General features: G+C 69.3%; 16 protein-coding genes. 5 read left to right on the top strand and 11 right to left on the bottom strand.

The annotated features are described in order from the left end of the window. The coding region (locus ACH4B3_RS31770) for a tetratricopeptide repeat protein (protein ID WP_398468793.1) at window positions 1-549 on the top strand (549 nt) is incomplete at its 5' end. Between the two features lie 34 nt (window positions 550-583). On the opposite strand, the gene ACH4B3_RS31765 is transcribed toward ACH4B3_RS31770, so the two are convergent. The 11 genes from ACH4B3_RS31765 to ACH4B3_RS31715 all read right to left on the bottom strand — a co-directional run bounded on the left by ACH4B3_RS31765 (window position 584) and on the right by ACH4B3_RS31715 (window position 12062). Then, window positions 584-799 carry a hypothetical protein gene (locus tag ACH4B3_RS31765; protein ID WP_398468792.1) on the bottom strand — a complete coding sequence of 72 codons (216 nt, stop codon included), beginning with the start codon at window positions 797-799 and terminating at the stop codon, window positions 584-586. A 26-nt stretch (window positions 800-825) separates the two neighbouring features. Beyond that, window positions 826-1161, bottom strand: coding sequence for a hypothetical protein (locus ACH4B3_RS31760; protein WP_398468790.1), 336 nt, complete (start codon window positions 1159-1161; stop codon window positions 826-828). Window positions 1162-1413: 252 nt separating this feature from the next. Beyond that, window positions 1414-1944: a hypothetical protein gene (locus ACH4B3_RS31755; RefSeq protein WP_398468788.1), complete on the bottom strand. Its 531-nt coding sequence runs from the start codon at window positions 1942-1944 to the stop codon at window positions 1414-1416. A gap of 58 nt (window positions 1945-2002) precedes the next feature. Further along, entirely contained in the window at window positions 2003-3433 is a 1431-nt protein-coding gene (dnaB, locus tag ACH4B3_RS31750; protein ID WP_398468786.1) for a replicative DNA helicase, read from the bottom strand. Window positions 3434-3443: 10 nt separating this feature from the next. Next, complete coding sequence (locus ACH4B3_RS31745; RefSeq protein WP_398468784.1) at window positions 3444-4112, bottom strand: DnaB-like helicase C-terminal domain-containing protein; 669 nt, start codon at window positions 4110-4112, stop codon at window positions 3444-3446. A gap of 113 nt (window positions 4113-4225) precedes the next feature. Then, entirely contained in the window at window positions 4226-5221 is a 996-nt protein-coding gene (locus ACH4B3_RS31740; RefSeq protein ID WP_398468782.1) for a DUF6083 domain-containing protein, read from the bottom strand. 105 nt (window positions 5222-5326) lie between these two features. Further along, entirely contained in the window at window positions 5327-7405 is a 2079-nt protein-coding gene (locus ACH4B3_RS31735) for a hypothetical protein (protein ID WP_398468780.1), read from the bottom strand. A gap of 1159 nt (window positions 7406-8564) precedes the next feature. Further along, a complete protein-coding gene (locus tag ACH4B3_RS31730; RefSeq protein WP_398468778.1) occupies window positions 8565-9032 on the bottom strand; it encodes a deaminase in 468 nt (155 codons plus the stop codon). Then, complete coding sequence (locus ACH4B3_RS31725) at window positions 9032-9712, bottom strand: RibD family protein (protein ID WP_398468776.1); 681 nt, start codon at window positions 9710-9712, stop codon at window positions 9032-9034. The genes ACH4B3_RS31730 and ACH4B3_RS31725 overlap by 1 nt, the downstream gene beginning before the upstream one ends. Before the next feature lie 4 nt (window positions 9713-9716). After that, a complete protein-coding gene (locus ACH4B3_RS31720) occupies window positions 9717-11150 on the bottom strand; it encodes a helix-turn-helix domain-containing protein (protein WP_398468774.1) in 1434 nt (477 codons plus the stop codon). Between the two features lie 123 nt (window positions 11151-11273). Continuing rightward, window positions 11274-12062, bottom strand: a complete 789-nt coding sequence (locus tag ACH4B3_RS31715; protein WP_398468772.1) for a GntR family transcriptional regulator — start codon at window positions 12060-12062, stop codon at window positions 11274-11276. 376 nt (window positions 12063-12438) lie between these two features. Here ACH4B3_RS31715 and ACH4B3_RS31710 point away from each other — a divergent pair, with 376 nt between their 5' ends. The 4 genes from ACH4B3_RS31710 to ACH4B3_RS31695 all read left to right on the top strand — a co-directional run bounded on the left by ACH4B3_RS31710 (window position 12439) and on the right by ACH4B3_RS31695 (window position 15090). Beyond that, the gene (locus ACH4B3_RS31710) at window positions 12439-13239 is read left to right on the top strand and encodes a hypothetical protein (protein WP_398468770.1); all 801 of its coding nucleotides are present in this window, start codon (window positions 12439-12441) and stop codon (window positions 13237-13239) included. Window positions 13240-13423: 184 nt separating this feature from the next. Beyond that, the gene (locus ACH4B3_RS31705; protein ID WP_398468825.1) at window positions 13424-13663 is read left to right on the top strand and encodes a WhiB family transcriptional regulator; all 240 of its coding nucleotides are present in this window, start codon (window positions 13424-13426) and stop codon (window positions 13661-13663) included. Between the two features lie 154 nt (window positions 13664-13817). Beyond that, complete coding sequence (locus ACH4B3_RS31700) at window positions 13818-14252, top strand: hypothetical protein (RefSeq protein ID WP_398468768.1); 435 nt, start codon at window positions 13818-13820, stop codon at window positions 14250-14252. A gap of 640 nt (window positions 14253-14892) precedes the next feature. Further along, window positions 14893-15090 carry a hypothetical protein gene (locus ACH4B3_RS31695; protein ID WP_398468766.1) on the top strand — a complete coding sequence of 66 codons (198 nt, stop codon included), beginning with the start codon at window positions 14893-14895 and terminating at the stop codon, window positions 15088-15090. Window positions 15091-15099: the final 9 nt, after the last annotated feature.

The raw sequence follows: 15099 nt of genomic DNA, 5'->3' as shown, positions 1-15099 counted from the left end.
CTCTGGCGGGGGAAGGCGGGGGATGTGGCCGGGGCCGCTGCGGCTTACGCAGACCTGTTGGCCGCCCAGGAGCAGGTGCTGGGTGAAGACCACCCCGCCACCCTCACCACCAGGAACAACCTCGCCATGACGCGCGGGCGCGGGGGGGATGTGGCCGGGGCCGCGGACGCCTTCGCCGACCTGCTGGCCGACCGGGTGCGGGTGCTGGGTGAAGACCACCCCGCCACCCTCGCCACCAGGAACAACCTCGCCCACTGGCGGGGGAAGGCGGGGGATGTGGCCGGGGCCGCTGCGGCTTACGCAGACCTGTTGGCCGCCCAGGAGCAGGTGCTGGGTGAAGACCACCCCGACACCCTCACCACCCGGAACAACCTCGCCCACTGGCGGAAGGAGGCGGTTTCGGCACCAGAAACGCCGGGTGCCGAAACCGCCATCAGCCGTCACCGCCGGAACCGGGCTGACCGCGCGCCCGGAGGACACCCTGCAGGAGAAGACGAGTCCGCCGCCCGGGCCGAGCAGGGCCCCCGGGAGACCGACGCCGGAGCGTAGCGAGCGATCCCGGGCCTGCGTCGCCAGCTGCCGCCTACATCAGCCCGTCAGCCGCGTTGTCGTCCCAGCCGTCGTTGATCTGCATATAGCCGAGCCGGAGCGGGAGTGGCGGGCCCAGCCGCCCTGGTCGGCGATGGCTGCCGATCGCCGCACCGAGTCCGAGGGGCTCGTGCCCGTCCCACTGTACGGCGGTGCCGGTGTGCCGCTTCGGCTTCTTCGTCTGGGGGCGCCGTTCTTGGCACTCACGCAATTACCGCTCCGGTGGGCGTCGCTCTCCTACGGGCGCGCGGCGAGCTCGGACAGCCGGTCCGTCCACAGCGCGACCGCTGCCGACTCGGTCCGGACGGCGGCCTGCTCGCGCAGCTGCTCCAGCCGCGTTGCCATCAGGTACTGCGCAGTGCGCTTCCGGGCGGTGTCGGCGGCCTTCGTCGCGGCGGCGACGGCGTCTGCGCCGTTCGGGTTGTGCTTGAACCAGCGCCGTCCCTGCTCGGTCTTGTACGCCCGGCGCGCCTCGGCTTCGGCTGCCTCGGTCCGACCCAGCTGCCGCAGCGCGCTGCTGCGGTACTTCGGCAGCGCCTGCTCCACGGCCTGGAGTGCGGCGAAGGCGAGCACGGATGCCGAGCCCCATGCCAGTCGTCATGAACGTCGAGGGCACGGGGGTGAAGTGCGCGGCCAGGAGCTGGCCGCGCAGCCACTCGTCGGCGGTGCGATCGGCCAGGCCCGGCCCAGCCCCCTACTCCAGCGCCCGGCGGCCCGCCGGGCTGTCGCAGGTTCCGTGCCGTCGACGGCGTACATGCGCGGTCGGCGGCAGGCGCTCGCCAGTTGCCGCCGCTTGGACGTGGCGGGAGGGCGAGTCGTCTGGAGTCAGGCCGGTTCCATGGTGGTGACGAGATCGGAACGCCAGACAATGATCTGGGTGGTGCCGAACCCGTACCAGCCGGTGCCGCTGGCCACGCGCAGGCGTGGGTCATGCTGCTGCCACCATGCGAAGCGTTGCTCGTCGTCCTTGGAGATGCTGTACGGGGCAGAGGTGATCGCTACTGGCTTGCCGTTTTGAAGCCACGCGGTCATGTGGTCCAGCCACCCGTGATCCGGCGCGCTGGTGCTGCTCCCGTAATGGGTGCAGGCGTCCGACATGCAGCGGCGGCTGGCACGGCGCTGAAGCCATTGAGGGCAGCAGCCGGAGTCGCTGGTCTTGAGCCCGTATTTTCCCGCCCACTCGACCACAAGCTGCTGGGCGGCACGGCGGCTGCGCAGCACTTCTTCGTAGCGTTCGGCGTCTTCGGGCTTGGGGTAGTTGCTGCGGCACGGGTCGGCGACCCCGTAGGGCCAGCGGATTCCGCCGCCGCTGGCTTTGCCGAAGATGGCCGTTGCTCGGGTGTAGATGTCGTGCACGGCTGTGTCTCCATTCGCGGTGACCGGGGGGCGGGAAGGCTGCGGTGTCTGGTTGTGTTCAGACACCTGTGTCCGGGGCGGTGGTTGAGTCTGGGGATGACTTCTCTTCAGTGTCACCCGTGCATGTGGGCGGTCGGGCAAAGTCGACGAAGCGTGCATAGTGCCCCTGGAAGGCAACGGTGATGGTGGCAGTGGGGCCGCTGCGGTGTTTGGCAACAATGAGGTCGGCCTCGCCGGCACGGGGCGATTCCTTTTCGTAGGCGTCTTCGCGGTGCAGGAGGATGACGAGGTCCGCGTTTTCTTCGAGGGTTCCCGAATCCCTCAGGTCGTGGATGAGCGGTTTTCTGTCAGTGCGGGTTTCCGGTCCGCGGTTGAGTTCTGATACGGCGATCACGGGAATTTGCAGGTCCTTCGCCATGGACTTGAGCATGCGGGAGATCTCGTTGACCTCTTCATAACGGGAGGCGAAGGGACGAGTGCCGTAGGGCAGCAGGTGCAGTGGGTCGATGGCGATAAGTTCGATTTTGTGGTGGGCTCGCAGGCGTCGGCTCTTGGCATAGATCTCTGACATGGTCAGACGCGGGGAGTCGTCGATGAGCAGCGGCGCTCGTGTGATGTTCGGCATCCGCCTGGCCAGCCGGGTCCAGTCGTCGTCGGTCATGCCGCCGCCGCGGAGGTGGTGCAGCGCGACGTGGCATTCGGCTGAGGTGATGCGGGTGGCGATCTCCTTGTTACCGGCTTCCAGGGAGAACAGGACGGCCGGTCGGTTGTCGCGTATGGAGCACGTGCGAACGATGTCCAGTGCGAGTGTGGATTTGCCTACGGCCGGGCGGCTGGCGATCACGATGAGTTGGCCGGGACGTAGGCCGTTGGTCAGCAAGTCGAGGTCGGTGAAGCCGGTAGGCACGCCGATCCACCCCTCGCGTGAGTCGATCGCTTCGAATTCGTCCAGGGCTCCTTCCATGATGTCGCTGAGGAAGAGGCTGTCGTCCGGCGGCGCGGTCGTGGGGCGGCTTCGGATTGCGAGCATGTCGGACTGGGCGCGGGTGAGGGCGTCTTCTGCGTGTTCCAGTGGTGTGGTGACGGCCAGTACCCCGGTGTCGTGGGCTACACCCCATAGGCGTCGCAGGACGGCGGCGTTACGGATGCGCTGGGCGAGTTTGGTGTATGCGCTGGGCCGTGCCGCGGAATTGGCCAGAGTGTGGAGGTATCCGGGGTCAGCGGGTTTCTTGGATTTCCGTTTTCTGAGTTCCGCTGTAACGGTGATTGCGTCGACCGGTTGTTCGTCTGCATAAAGGTCGAGGATAATGAGGTAGATGTGTTCGTGGGTGGGCCGGTAGAAGTCAGCCGGTTCCAGGAGTTCGACTGTCTCGGCAATGGCGTCTGTGGACAGGAGCATGGCGCCGAGGAGTGCCTGCTCCGCCTTGAGGTCCTGCGGTGGAGTGGCCGGCCGGGGGATCTGGCTGGTTGGTGGTGCGGTGTCGTCCATGGGGCTTGGTTCACCAGGTGAGCGAGGTCTTGGAGGGAGCCGGTCCGTGCCGGTCCTTGGCGATGAGGACGTCGACGTTGTCGGGGCCGGTGCGGTGCAGGAGCAGGAGGGTGTCGGCGTCGTACTCCAGCTCCGCTGCCAGACCGAGGTAGGACAGATCGAGCGGGGACCGGCCGGCCGGTGGCGTGCGGAGGTGGCTCATCACCACGATCGGCGGTTGGTGGTAGTCGGTGTTGAAGGCAAGGATTTTCAAGCGCCGGCCGACCTCGGCTGCTTGTTCGGGGGTGGACACCGGCCCGTCGGTGTCGTTGGCGTGCATCAGTTGGAAGCAGTCGATGACGACCAGGCCCACGGGGTGCTGCGTGGGGGTGAAGGCGCGGACGACGTCTTCGACGGCGTCCGGGTGGAGATCGCGCCGTCGCTGGATATGGAGCAGCGGTGTCGATGGCTCGGATGGGACTGCGTGAGGGGAGAACAGGACTGTTCGCACCCCCCGTGCGGCGGTGTGCTGGGCCAGGGAGTGGCCGGCCCGGGCCTCCTTGGTGCCGGGAAGAGCCCCGATGCCGATGAGGTGCCCTGCGTGCAGGTGCAGGTGCGGGTCCAGTTCCGGCCAGGGCGACGGCAGGTATTCGAGGGGATCGCCCCAGTCCTCGTCTTCGTTGTACTGCTCCACGCTCATACGGCCCGCCCGCGTGTGTGTCTCAGCATGGGCTCATCCCGCGCCGATTCAACGCTTCCACCGTGCGGCTCCCCTGTATGGAGCAATTGATCCTTTTGGCGGAAAATCAGCGGTCAGCGGCCGTAGCTGGCCCCTTGCCACCGGCGGTGGGTCCTCTGCCGCTGTTTGGCGACTTTGGCGCACCGCCAGCACAGCCACCCCTCGGCCACGGGGGAGACGGTCGCGTTGAAGCATGCCGGTGCGGCGCACTGCTGCCGCTTCGTGGGGCCGTCGTGGACGGTGATGCCATCCGGCGGCGGCAGGTCATAGCCATCGGGGCGCTCGGTGACGATGTAGTCCGCGTGCCGCAGTGGGTGGAACGCCACCCACTCGTGAGGGCGGTCATCGGGCGCGGTGGAGGCCTGAGGATCGTGGCTGGTGCAACGCTGCTTGAGCCAGCGGGTCACCGTGGCGTAGTCCACTTTCAGCGACCAGACCCACATCTTGCCGTCCGAGCGGGACAGCAGGGCCTGGCCCTCCCGTCCGGGAGCGTAGGGGATGTCCATCTGTTCCCAGATTCCGTCTTCCAGCACCAGGATCTCGTTGGGGCACCGCTGGCCGTCCTCGGCAGTGGCGATGCACTGGATGTCTTCGATCCGGCAAGGGCCCAGCCGCAGGATGTTGGAGTAGGCGATGATGTGCCGGGTCCCCTCGGGCGGATCGGCATCTTCGGGCTCTGGTTCGCTGACCTGTTCCTCAGCCACCGGGAGGAGGGCCGGCACGAAGTCGCCGCGCGCGATGCGGGTGTGCATGCGCACCCCCAGCCGCATCACGACGTCGGCGAGCTCGGGCGGCAGCCCTTCGTGGTCCAGGGCCGGACACACCGCCGGGTGGGGTAAGCGGCAATACGCCCGAGCCCTCGGATCGGTACCCGCATACGCCACGCCCTTGTGTACATGCCACCGGAAGCGTTCCGGCACTCTCAAGGCAGGGACCTCAGGCGTCAGCGGGATGCGCTGGTTATCGAAGCGGTCGAACCACTCGATGGGGGTTCCGCAGTACACACACCGGTCCGCTGCGGTGCTGCGCAGCAGCTTGGATTGATTGGAACGGTGCAGCCGCATGCTCATCAGGGACGCCCTCCTACCGCCGCCCCGCGGCCGCCGGGCTCGTCGCAGGCTGTACGGCTGGGCCGGGGGAAAGAACACCATAGCCCCAGAGAGACGCCCAACCCTTCAAGCAGGTACGGCACTTGGTGGCGCGTCGGCCGAGGATACGAGCGGGGACGGCTGCCCGGACTGCTTGCGTTCGCACGGAGCACACATGCCGGATCTGGCCGGAACCCCGACCTGTCGACGCCCGCAGGCCGGCACCGTGCACGCCCAGGCCCGAGCGCGCCCGTCCTGCTCGTCGCCTTTGCCGACCAGCCGCAGGAACAACCGCTGCCCCTCGGCGTTCAACGGCTCCATCTCCGGTCGGAGCAGCTCCCTGGCGTCGGCCTCGCAGGATGCGCAGAATCCGGTGACCGGATCGGCCTCCGGGCTCCGGCAGCCGGCACATGGGGACGCTACAGGGGCGTGATGTGCGGCCACCGTGCCGGCGCTTGCCTGCGCTCGTGCGGCCTCGCGGCGCTGTCGCTCGACGGCGTCGCGGTCGTGGCGTCGTTGGGTGCAGGTGATCTGCTCGGCGGTGATGTGTGCGAGGCGCCGCTCGATCTCTGCTCGCCGCAGGCTGGCGGAGGCTGCGGGCATCGCAGCGGCAACCTCAGCGGCTGCTGCCTGACGCAGGGTTTGGCGGTCTGCGATCAGGACCTCACAAAGCTCGCACACGGTCCCGGTGTCCATGCGGGTGCCCTCATCGCAGCGCACGTCCGTACAGCTGGGTCGCCGGGGCAAGCCGCGACCCAGCAGCCAGCCCACCGGATCGGCCACCCGAGCCGGGCCGCCTTGAGCCGCCAGCCGCCGAGCGAGCCGGTCAGCTACGACTCGGGGCGCGTCCTGAGCTCCGACGACGAACGCCGCTCTGTTGACCTCCGCCCGTACCACCTGGACCACCCGAGACCGTGCACCGCCGCGTTCCAGCCGCTGCCACAGTGCCCGAACGGGCGCCAGCACCTCCGTCAGCCCCTGTGGGAGCAGCGGCACTCCGCGATGCTGCCTGGCACCACCAGCCGCATCAGTAGGCACGGTGATCACCGCCCCCCGACTGTCCACAATGTGACGGCTAAGAGGGTTATGTGGCTTTTCCCCGCGAAGCGGGCCGCCCTCAGCCACCGGTGACCCGGTGGCCGGTGCGGAGCCCTCGCCACGGGCGGCCTGGTTCTCGCGCACGCACGCGCGCTCCGGCCGACGGCCTTCAGCCCCACGGCCTTCGCCGGAAAAGCCACCAGAGAGCTGCAGGGGAGCGAGGGGAGTAACCAGGTGAGGGTGGTCAGTGTGAAGGGCTGCCGCAACGTCGGGCTCTGCAACATCCGTCTTATCCGTCACCAGCACGCCGCTGACCTGGGGTTCCGTTGCCAAATCCGGCGCCTGAACAGGCCCTGCCGCAACGTCGGGGTCTGAGAACTCGGGCTCCAGGGCTTCCCCACGGTCCTCCTGGCCGTCGTCGGCGACTGTGCCGCCGTGTGCGGCGGCGACCGCCGGCACCATCAGCCGCGACCGGTGCGCCAGCCCGGACGCCGTCTGCAGACGCACCCGGCGCACCAGGTTCCGCTCCTCCAGGCGCTCCAGCACTTGCTCCCCCGCCGAGATCGTGCAGCCCAGCAGTCGGGCCACCGTCGCCGCGAGCCGGCCGCGCTTGGTGTCCACCGTTCCGCCGCACAGCCGCACCCGCCCGGTCTCCCCCGCCTCCAGCACCAGCAGCAGCAGCGCCAGCCGGTCCGTCGCCGCGCCCCTACCGGTACGCGCACCGACCAGCCCGGCCGGAGTGACCCGGCCGTCCCGGTGCGTCCAGCCCGGCGCCATCACGGCTTCCAGCAGCCGCAATAGGGTCGCCAGCTCCTTCTTCGTCAGGTTCAGCGGGTGGCCGACCATCCCGTGGGCGGCCCACATCGGCAGCACACGGCACCGCAGCCCTGTGTCCTCGCCGACCTCCCCTTCCCTGGTGTCCACCTTGACCAGGCCCGACCGGCGCAGCGCGGGGATGACCACCGAGGCGACGTACGACTTCGACAGGCCGAGCCACCGGGCCAGCTCGCCCGTGCGGATCTCGACCTCGCCCGTCTCCGACGGCGTCCGTGACGCCAGCACGATCACAGCCAGCCGCACGGCATCCACCACACCGTCCAGACCGTCCGTATCCAGCAGCGCGCGCACCGCGCCACCAAGGCGCGCCCGGGCATCACGCCCCAGCGCCAGCGGATGACCCGGACCCCGCACCGGCGTCGGAACAGGACCTAGACGCGTCCGCCGACGGAGCGGCTGGGACACCTGGACCCCGACAGCGGCCATCGCCGCAGCCGCGCTCACCGGCCCACCCTGCAGCCGGGCAGTAGGGCACTGAACAGTGTGATGTTGGCCACGCCAGGTTGGCGATCTAGCCGTTCGAACGGCTCGAACTGGGTTGGGCGGGCATGCCAAAGCTGGCGGGCCGCCGAGAGGTCATGCACAATGGCTCCCGTTGTGAGGCTCCGGCCTCACGGCATGACGAAGCCCCTCGCGGTGCTTCTGATTTCTGGTGCGAAATCTGATTCGAACTGTTCGACCGACTCCCAATCGGCGAACAACCCCTTCGGAGGGGCCTCCCAAGCCCTTCCTGTGGCAGATGGGCGCTGAGCTCAGGTGACTCCCAATCACCTGGCTAAGCGGCCCGGGGCGGCCAAGAAGACCCGATACGGGCGCCGCCCCCGACGATCTACGTCATCCCCGCCCCCTCACCAGAGGTGTGGAAGGGGTGCGTACGGACAACACCAACACCCCGTCGACGGACCAGCAGTGCATACGCCTGCTGACCCCACGGCGGGGTGTGCTGTGTGTACGTGCGGGTACGGGTACCCTGATCACGTCGGCACCTTCCTTCTGGCAAAAAGGGTGCTCGGCAGGCCCTAGGACCCCTCCTACAAGGTCCTTCGGCCACGTGGCCCCTCCCGGCTTGTCCAAGGCCGGTCGACGGGGCCACTTCTCCTTTTGATCAACTTTGGAGGCCACTGTACCGGTCCGCCGGTACTCCGTGTGCCCCTGGGGGCCACGTGTCGTCACTACAGCGGCATGCCCAGACCCGGAAGCCGTCTGAGTAAGGGCGTTGACGTGCAGCGACTGGCCCTCGACCTGGATGGCACGCTCGTCGACCGGCGGGCGGCCTTTAGCGACGCCGTCACCGCGCTGTGCCACACGCAGGCCTTCGACTACATGGTCGAGCATTCGCTGCTCACAGAGGCCGCCGGCACCCCAGCGGGTTCGCCCGACTGCCCGCCGCCTTCGCCCCGCTCGAGAGCCTTGGGATCCGGCATGGTCCTGGGGCTTGCGCTGTTTCCAGTCACGCGAGCCCGCCCAGATGCGAGTTGACGGCCTTCGCGGCCGCCGCCAGCTCGGGCAGCTCCACCACGGTCACCCCGGCCTCCACCAGTTGCTCGTAGCCGACGCAGTCGTCGACGAACAGGGACGGCTCGCGCCAGGCGATGACGACGCGCGGGATGCCGACCTCGAGGATCCGCTGGGCGCACGGCGTGCGGGAGGCGCTGCGCTGGGAGCAGGGCTCCAGGGTGCTGTAGATCGTCGCCCCGGCGAGCCGCAGGTCGTCCTTGGGGAGTTTGGCGAGCGCGACCTCCTCCGCGTGCTCGCGGGGGCCGGTCGCGCGTGAGTAGCCGGACGCCAGCTCGGTGCCGTCCTCGCCCACGATGACCGCGCCTACTGAGTAGGCCCCGGCGGCCGGGGGGCACAGCGCGGCGAGGTCGATTGCGCGCTGTATCCAGCGGAGGTCCTGGTTTCGGTCGGGCGTGTACATCAGCCGCGCTCCTTCGGTGCGTAGCGCAGCAGCACGACGTCGCCGATCGCGCGGGCTTCCAGCAGCCGCATCCGGGCGGTCGACCCGCCCGGGTAGTGGGCGGCGCCCAGGAACTTCGGGGCGTCGGCCTGTCCCACCAGCAGCGGAGCGACGGCGAGGTGGACTTCGTCGGCCAGGTTCTGGGCCATGAGCTGGGTGTGGATGGTGCCGCCGCCCTCGACCATGAGTCGGCCTACGCCACGGCGGCCGAGCTCGTCGAGGACCAGGCCCCAGTCGAGCTCGGGGCCGACGCTGACCACGTCCGCGAGGTCTCCGAGCGTCGCCTTCACCTTGTCGACGGCGGAGTCGACCGTGAAGACAAGCTTCTGGCCTCCGTGGTGCCAGAACTTCAGGGAAGCGTCAAGGTCGCCGGAGGCGGTCACCGTCACTTTCAGCGGGTACTCCGACCAGCCCTCCGCGATCCGCTTCGCGCGGCGCTCCTCGGAGTTGACGAGCAGCCTCGGGTTGTCCTTCCGCATGGTCGTCGCGCCGATCAGGATCGCGTCGCAGGAGGCGCGCACCTCGTCCACGCGGTCGAAGTCGTCAGCGTTGGAGAGCAGCAGCCGCTCGGGGCTGGTGTCGTCCAGGTAGCCGTCGACCGACATCGCGGCGGACAGCAGAACGTACGGGCGGGCAGTCATCTGCTCAGGCTTCCGTTTCGGTCTCGTGGAAGAGGGTGGAGTCGAAGGCGGCGCGGAACTCGGACACGGCCGGCTCGCGCTGCCAGGGGATGAGGGCCTTGTCGAGCCGGGCGAGCTCGTTGGTGATGCGGCCCGAGCCGGTGTCCTCCGCCACGGTCAGCGCGTGCATCCCGATGGCGGCGGCCTGCTCCGGGGCACGGGCGCCGGCCAGTGCAACGGCCTGCCGCGCCATGTAGACGCCTCGGTCGCGGTGGTAGCCGTCGGGCATCATCCGGATCGCGGCGGCGAACGCGTCTGCGGCCTGGTCGTGCTTGCCGAGAGCCTCCAGGCCCTGGGCACGGTGGACCTCCACGTACGAGGCGTTCAGCCACACGCCCCACGGTGTCGGGTCGGCGGCGGCGCCATCGAGGGCGTTGCGGACGTCGTCGATCGCCCGCTCGCTCTCATCAGCGTCACCGCGCAGCGCGTGCCCGTACGCCTCATACGTGCGCGCCACGGCGGCGAGCCGACTGCGCGGCCGCGCCATCCGCTGGGCGGCTTCGGCGAGGTCGACCACGTCGACCAGGTCCGCCGTGTCGCCGGCCAGTTGGGCCTTGCGGGCCATGACGTACGTGGTCAGGTTGCCGTCTCCGACGGTCTGCGACCACTGCATCGCCCGGTCCAGCCAATACGCCGCGGCTTTCGGGTTGCCCAGGTCCTGGTAGAGCCAGGAGAGGAACTCGCCGTACTGCGTCTGCAGCTCCATCAGGTCACGCCGGTCGACCCCCGTTGCGTCCCGGCGGAGCTCCTGGATGACCTGGATGTGGTCGTGTACCGCGGCAACGGCGTGCCGGGGGCCGAGCAGGTTGTCGTTGTCGATCAGCAGACGGCGGGTGCGGCGAAGGTGTTCCACCGGCGTCGACCCGTACGCCGACGCGGCCCGTGCCTTACGCACCAGACCCGGCACGGCACCCGAGTCCGCCATGGCCGGCGAACCGAGGCCGACGGCGGCCACAGCCCCGAGCCCCACTCCACTGCGCAGCAGCGCACGCCGATTCAGAGCCACCCAGACCACCGACCCATCCCTCAGACGACACGGGACCGAGATCCCCTCACCGTCTGACGCTGCCTGGTCCTGGAGCCCCAGAGCTAGGTCCACCGACGACTTGGCCACATGAACCGGCGGATTGGCCACATGGCCACGCTCGTCACCGATTCGCTCCCACAGCCGGAGCAACATGCCGTTCGCGCCCAGCGCGCCGTCCAGCGCGGCTGCTTGCTCACGGGTCGCCATGCGTTCAGCCCGCTCGAAACGGCCCAGGTGGGAGTGGTCGACCATGGCGCGCTTGGCCAGGGCGCGAAGGCTGAGGCCGCGCAGGTTCCGCAGCTCACGCAGCTCGTAGCCCCAGTTGTGTAAGGGTGACACCCAGGGCGTCAGCTCCCTTGGTTTCTGTGCCATCCTGCCCCAATCCTGCGGCTGATGTGGCCAGTTCGCCCGGCCACATGTCAGATCTGGAACTTGCAGCTCCCCCGGGCCTAGAACCGAACTGCACGCAGTCGGGTTCGGTCAGGGAGGTGGTGCTCAGTGCTCGTCTTCGTCGTCCTCCACATCCGGGAGGCGCGCGCTGGAGTGCCGGCGGATGCTGTAGCCGATCTCGAATTCTTCGGCGCTCATCCGGGTGTCGTTGAGCTCAACGACCTCTCCGCCGGGGGAGGTCGTCACACGAACGACGCGCAGGAGGGGAACGCCGACGTCGGCGGGCAGGTTGAGGGCTTCGGCCTCTTCGGGGGAGGGCATGCGGGCCGAGACGCCCTCGCTCCAGCGCAGAGGTCGGTGCCCCATTTGCTCGAGACGGTCGTAGATGCCACCGGGGCCGGTGTCGGCTTCGGCGAGGCGAGTCCCTCGGGCCAGGTCGGCCGGCAGATAACTGGTCGCCAGCTGCTTGGGCTTCCGGGTCTCGGAATCACCCATCACGCGGTCGCGGATAAGGACTTCGGATCCGGTACTGAGGCCCATCAGGGCTGCGAGGTCGACCGGCACGATGCCCCAGCGCACGGTGGGGGTCTCCAGGGCCACCCAGGGCTGTGCGGTCGGGTCGAAGTAGTAGCCGATCCCGTCGCGGAAGACCTGACGCGACCGGCTGATGCGCTTCTTCTCCGGCCTCTCGCGGACGATCGTTCCCCTGCGGCGGACCGCGATCACGAGGCCCTCTTGCTCCAGAAGGGCGATGGCGCTGCGCACGGTTTGGTAGCCAGCGCCATAGGTCGCCTGGAGTTCGGTGAGCATCGGCAGCTTGTCGCCCGGCATGTACCGCCCCTCGCTGATCTGCTGCCGCAGGTCAGCGGCGATGTCGCGGTACGAGACGGGCATCGAAGCCCCCTTTCGAAGTGCTGCTCGGTCTTGATTCTAGGGCTAGCTCTATCAGGCGGCGATGATCCAGCACAACCGATCGACACGAATAGAGCTATCGCTATTGACTCCGGACCGCTGCATGGTCTCTACTAGGCGATAACGATAGCTCTAACGCTCCGTTAGGTATGGGCTACGCACTGGCACGCCGCACCAGTCGCCACTTCGGTGGCCGGAGTCCGAGGCACCTCTAACTCCTCCGTCCAGGGCTGATGCGTGAACCGTCGCAGCGCAGATGCGCTGTCTGTCCTGCAGGACGCCGGCTCGCCGTGCGCCTGGAGGGCGGAGAGAGCACCCGCGACGCATCCCCCGTCACTCCACACATGAGGAGCTCCCTATGCCTACTTCGACCATCGAGCGCACCGCTCAGAAGCGAGTTCGCCGGACCCGGTCCCGTGCCGTCAGCCACCTTCCGGCGCTCGCTGTTTCCACCCTCCAGCCGCACGAGTACGACCTGGACCCCGCCTGCATCTCGCTGGTCTGCCCCAGCTGCCGGACCTGGGTGCCGATCAACAAGCCCGAGACGCCGCGGCCGAAGCTGGTCCCGCACCACACGGAGCCCGCCGGCACCGAGGACCCGGTCCGCTGCCCCGGCAGCCACCGCCTGGTCGTCATCGACGTGAAGGTCGAACGGTGGCGCCGCCGCCTGGAAGAAGGCGTCGCCGAGACCGACGGACGCCGCTCGAACCGCGTCACGCGGAAGCCGAAGGTCGCGGTCGCCCCGGCCGTCATGCACATCCTGTCGCCGCTCCTGGACGCCAAGGCCGCGCTCAGGATGTACGAGGCCCACCGCAAGGGCTGCGCGGTCTGCGCCCCGTCCGGCCGCACCCGGTGCGCCGACGGCGGCAAGCTCGCCCACCTGGTCGCGCACAAGCAGCGCACCGAGCCCGCCCGCCGCGCGGCCCTCACGGTGATGGAAAAGCTGGACGAGCGCCACGAGCAGGGCCTGTGGCTGCTGCGCGAACTTCAGTGGGCATCGACGGCCGACCGGGTTCGCCGGGCCGACATCCAGCGTGCCCACGACGCTCTGGAAGCCACACTCCGCCAGTACAACCAGGACCTGGACCCCGTCGAGCGCGCCGACCTGATGAGCGCGATCACCGTGCTCGCGAACAAGGTCGACCGGCTCAGCCGATAGATCCGCAGCGCACGAACGACCACGGCCCCGGCCACCCCGCGTGAGGGGAGGCCGGGGCCGTGGCTGCTCGTACGACCAGCCAGACCAACGGCACCGGACCCTTTGGGAGGCCCTCGTGAACCGACCCTTCGTCCGCACCACCCACAGCCCCTCCGCCGACCTGCCGGTCAACAGCAACTGGCGCATGAACGCCGCCTGCAGCGACGCGGACCCGGAGCTGTTCTTCCCCACCGGCAACACCGGCCCTGCGCTCCTGCAGATCGAGGAAGCGAAGGGCGTCTGCACCAGCCGCTGCCCGGTCATCGACCAGTGCCTGCGCTGGGCCATAGACAACAACGTGCAGCACGGGGTGTGGGGCGGCCTGTCCGAGGACGAGCGCCGTCGGATGAAGCGCCACTCCGCCCGCAACCACTCCGCCGCCTGAGCCGCGAGCCCGCATGGCCGCCGCCGCCCCGTAGCCGCCGGTAACGGCTGCGGGGCGGAGACGGCCATGTCCGCTCCGCGGACACAGCGGCGCCCAGGGAGGTCAGAGCCCCTGAGCGCCATGCACACAGCGACCCTGTCGAAAGGAAACATCTGTGAGCACGCTCATCATGACACGCCCCACCTGCGGCGTCATCGACGTCATCGACGACATCGAACGCAAGGACACCGACGAGGGCCCCGAGATGGAGCCGGAGGCCCGGTCCGGCGCGCTCCCGCTGGCACAGCTCCAGCCTCCGGCGAACGACGCCTGCCCCCTGTGCGGCTGGTGGCGCTGCCGGTGCCTCGAAGCCGCCACCCCGGAAGCCGCGCTCGGCCACCTGCTCCGGCGCATGGTCCGCGAGGGCGACACCCACGCGGCCCGCGCCGGCCGCCGAGTGCCGCGCACGCTCGCGGAGATGCGTGCCCGCCTGGCCTCGGTCGGTGCCATCGAGGACGTCCGCCTGTGCCCGCACGCGGAGGAGACGAACTGCTACAGGTGCGGGGAGTCGAACGAGGCCGGGTCGAGTTGCAAGCGCTGCGGCAACTGAGTAGCCGCCGCACCAGCGGGATAGCCAGGGCTGCTCAGGTCACCGCCGCGTACATCCTCACGCGGCGCGGTCTGGGCAGCCGGCCTCCGCGGCCGTCCTCCACGCTGCCGCCCTCGCGGCCACCGCGGCCTGGGAGGCCGGCCTTCGAGTCCATGACATCCATCCGCCGCTGCGGCGGAGACCACCCCAGCCATGACCAGGAAGGAGCCACCGATGGCTCGCAATGCTCGCATTACTCATATTCAGACCGGTGCCGAGCGCGCGGAGGGTCAGTCCGGCCGTCGCTGCAGCCCGTGGATGAGGAGGTCGCCCGCATCCGCGCGAAGTCTGACCGCCTGATCGCGGAGACGAGGGCGGGGATCGAGCGCGGCTCGACGCCGAGCGCGCCCGCTGGAACTGACCGGCCTGCCGGTTGCCTGATCCGCCTGGCCCGGCCGCTACACCACGCGGCTGGGCCAGGCGGTGGGCAATCAGGCCAGCAACGCGGCCTGACCGCTTCCCGTCCGGCGGGAGCGCCGGCCAACTCGCCGCCCGCCCCGCAGCACCGCCGCACATCGGCCGCCCACACCACGGGCTGCCCCATTGATCGGCCCCCTGCTCCTGGTGACAGTCCAGGAGCCACACCTCGAAGGAGTCCTTCATGGCCGGGATCTTCGCCCGCTTGATCAGCCCGCTGCGCCGCATCGACGCCGAACCCGACGAGCTGGTCAGCGAGGCGTACGGGCTGCTCCAGGAAGCCGAGAAGAACCATGGCGTGTGGGCGGCGATGAACGCCTACACCGGCATGGCGAGCGTGAAGATCCAGCTCGCCCAGTACCTCAAGGAGCACCGCGACTGACCGCCGCGG

The organism is Streptomyces sp. NPDC018031, from assembly GCF_044327625.1.
Taxonomy (GTDB): Bacteria; Actinomycetota; Actinomycetes; order Streptomycetales; family Streptomycetaceae; genus Streptomyces.
Note: the sequence above shows the minus strand (reverse complement) of the source record. Positions and strands in the feature narration are given on the sequence as shown.

What these genes read in the sequence shown, in the direction of transcription:
- dnaB (WP_398468786.1), bottom strand. Translation starts at nt 3,433, where the DNA reads ATGGACGACACCGCACCACCAACCAGCCAGATCCCCCGGCCGGCCACT.
- ACH4B3_RS31745 (WP_398468784.1), bottom strand. Translation starts at nt 4,112, where the DNA reads ATGAGCGTGGAGCAGTACAACGAAGACGAGGACTGGGGCGATCCCCTC.
- ACH4B3_RS31740 (WP_398468782.1), bottom strand. Translation starts at nt 5,221, where the DNA reads ATGAGCATGCGGCTGCACCGTTCCAATCAATCCAAGCTGCTGCGCAGC.
- ACH4B3_RS31730 (WP_398468778.1), bottom strand. Translation starts at nt 9,032, where the DNA reads ATGTACACGCCCGACCGAAACCAGGACCTCCGCTGGATACAGCGCGCA.
- ACH4B3_RS31725 (WP_398468776.1), bottom strand. Translation starts at nt 9,712, where the DNA reads ATGACTGCCCGCCCGTACGTTCTGCTGTCCGCCGCGATGTCGGTCGAC.
- ACH4B3_RS31720 (WP_398468774.1), bottom strand. Translation starts at nt 11,150, where the DNA reads ATGGCACAGAAACCAAGGGAGCTGACGCCCTGGGTGTCACCCTTACAC.
- ACH4B3_RS31715 (WP_398468772.1), bottom strand. Translation starts at nt 12,062, where the DNA reads ATGCCCGTCTCGTACCGCGACATCGCCGCTGACCTGCGGCAGCAGATC.
- ACH4B3_RS31710 (WP_398468770.1), top strand. Translation starts at nt 12,439, where the DNA reads ATGCCTACTTCGACCATCGAGCGCACCGCTCAGAAGCGAGTTCGCCGG.
- ACH4B3_RS31705 (WP_398468825.1), top strand. Translation starts at nt 13,424, where the DNA reads ATGAACGCCGCCTGCAGCGACGCGGACCCGGAGCTGTTCTTCCCCACC.
- ACH4B3_RS31695 (WP_398468766.1), top strand. Translation starts at nt 14,893, where the DNA reads ATGGCCGGGATCTTCGCCCGCTTGATCAGCCCGCTGCGCCGCATCGAC.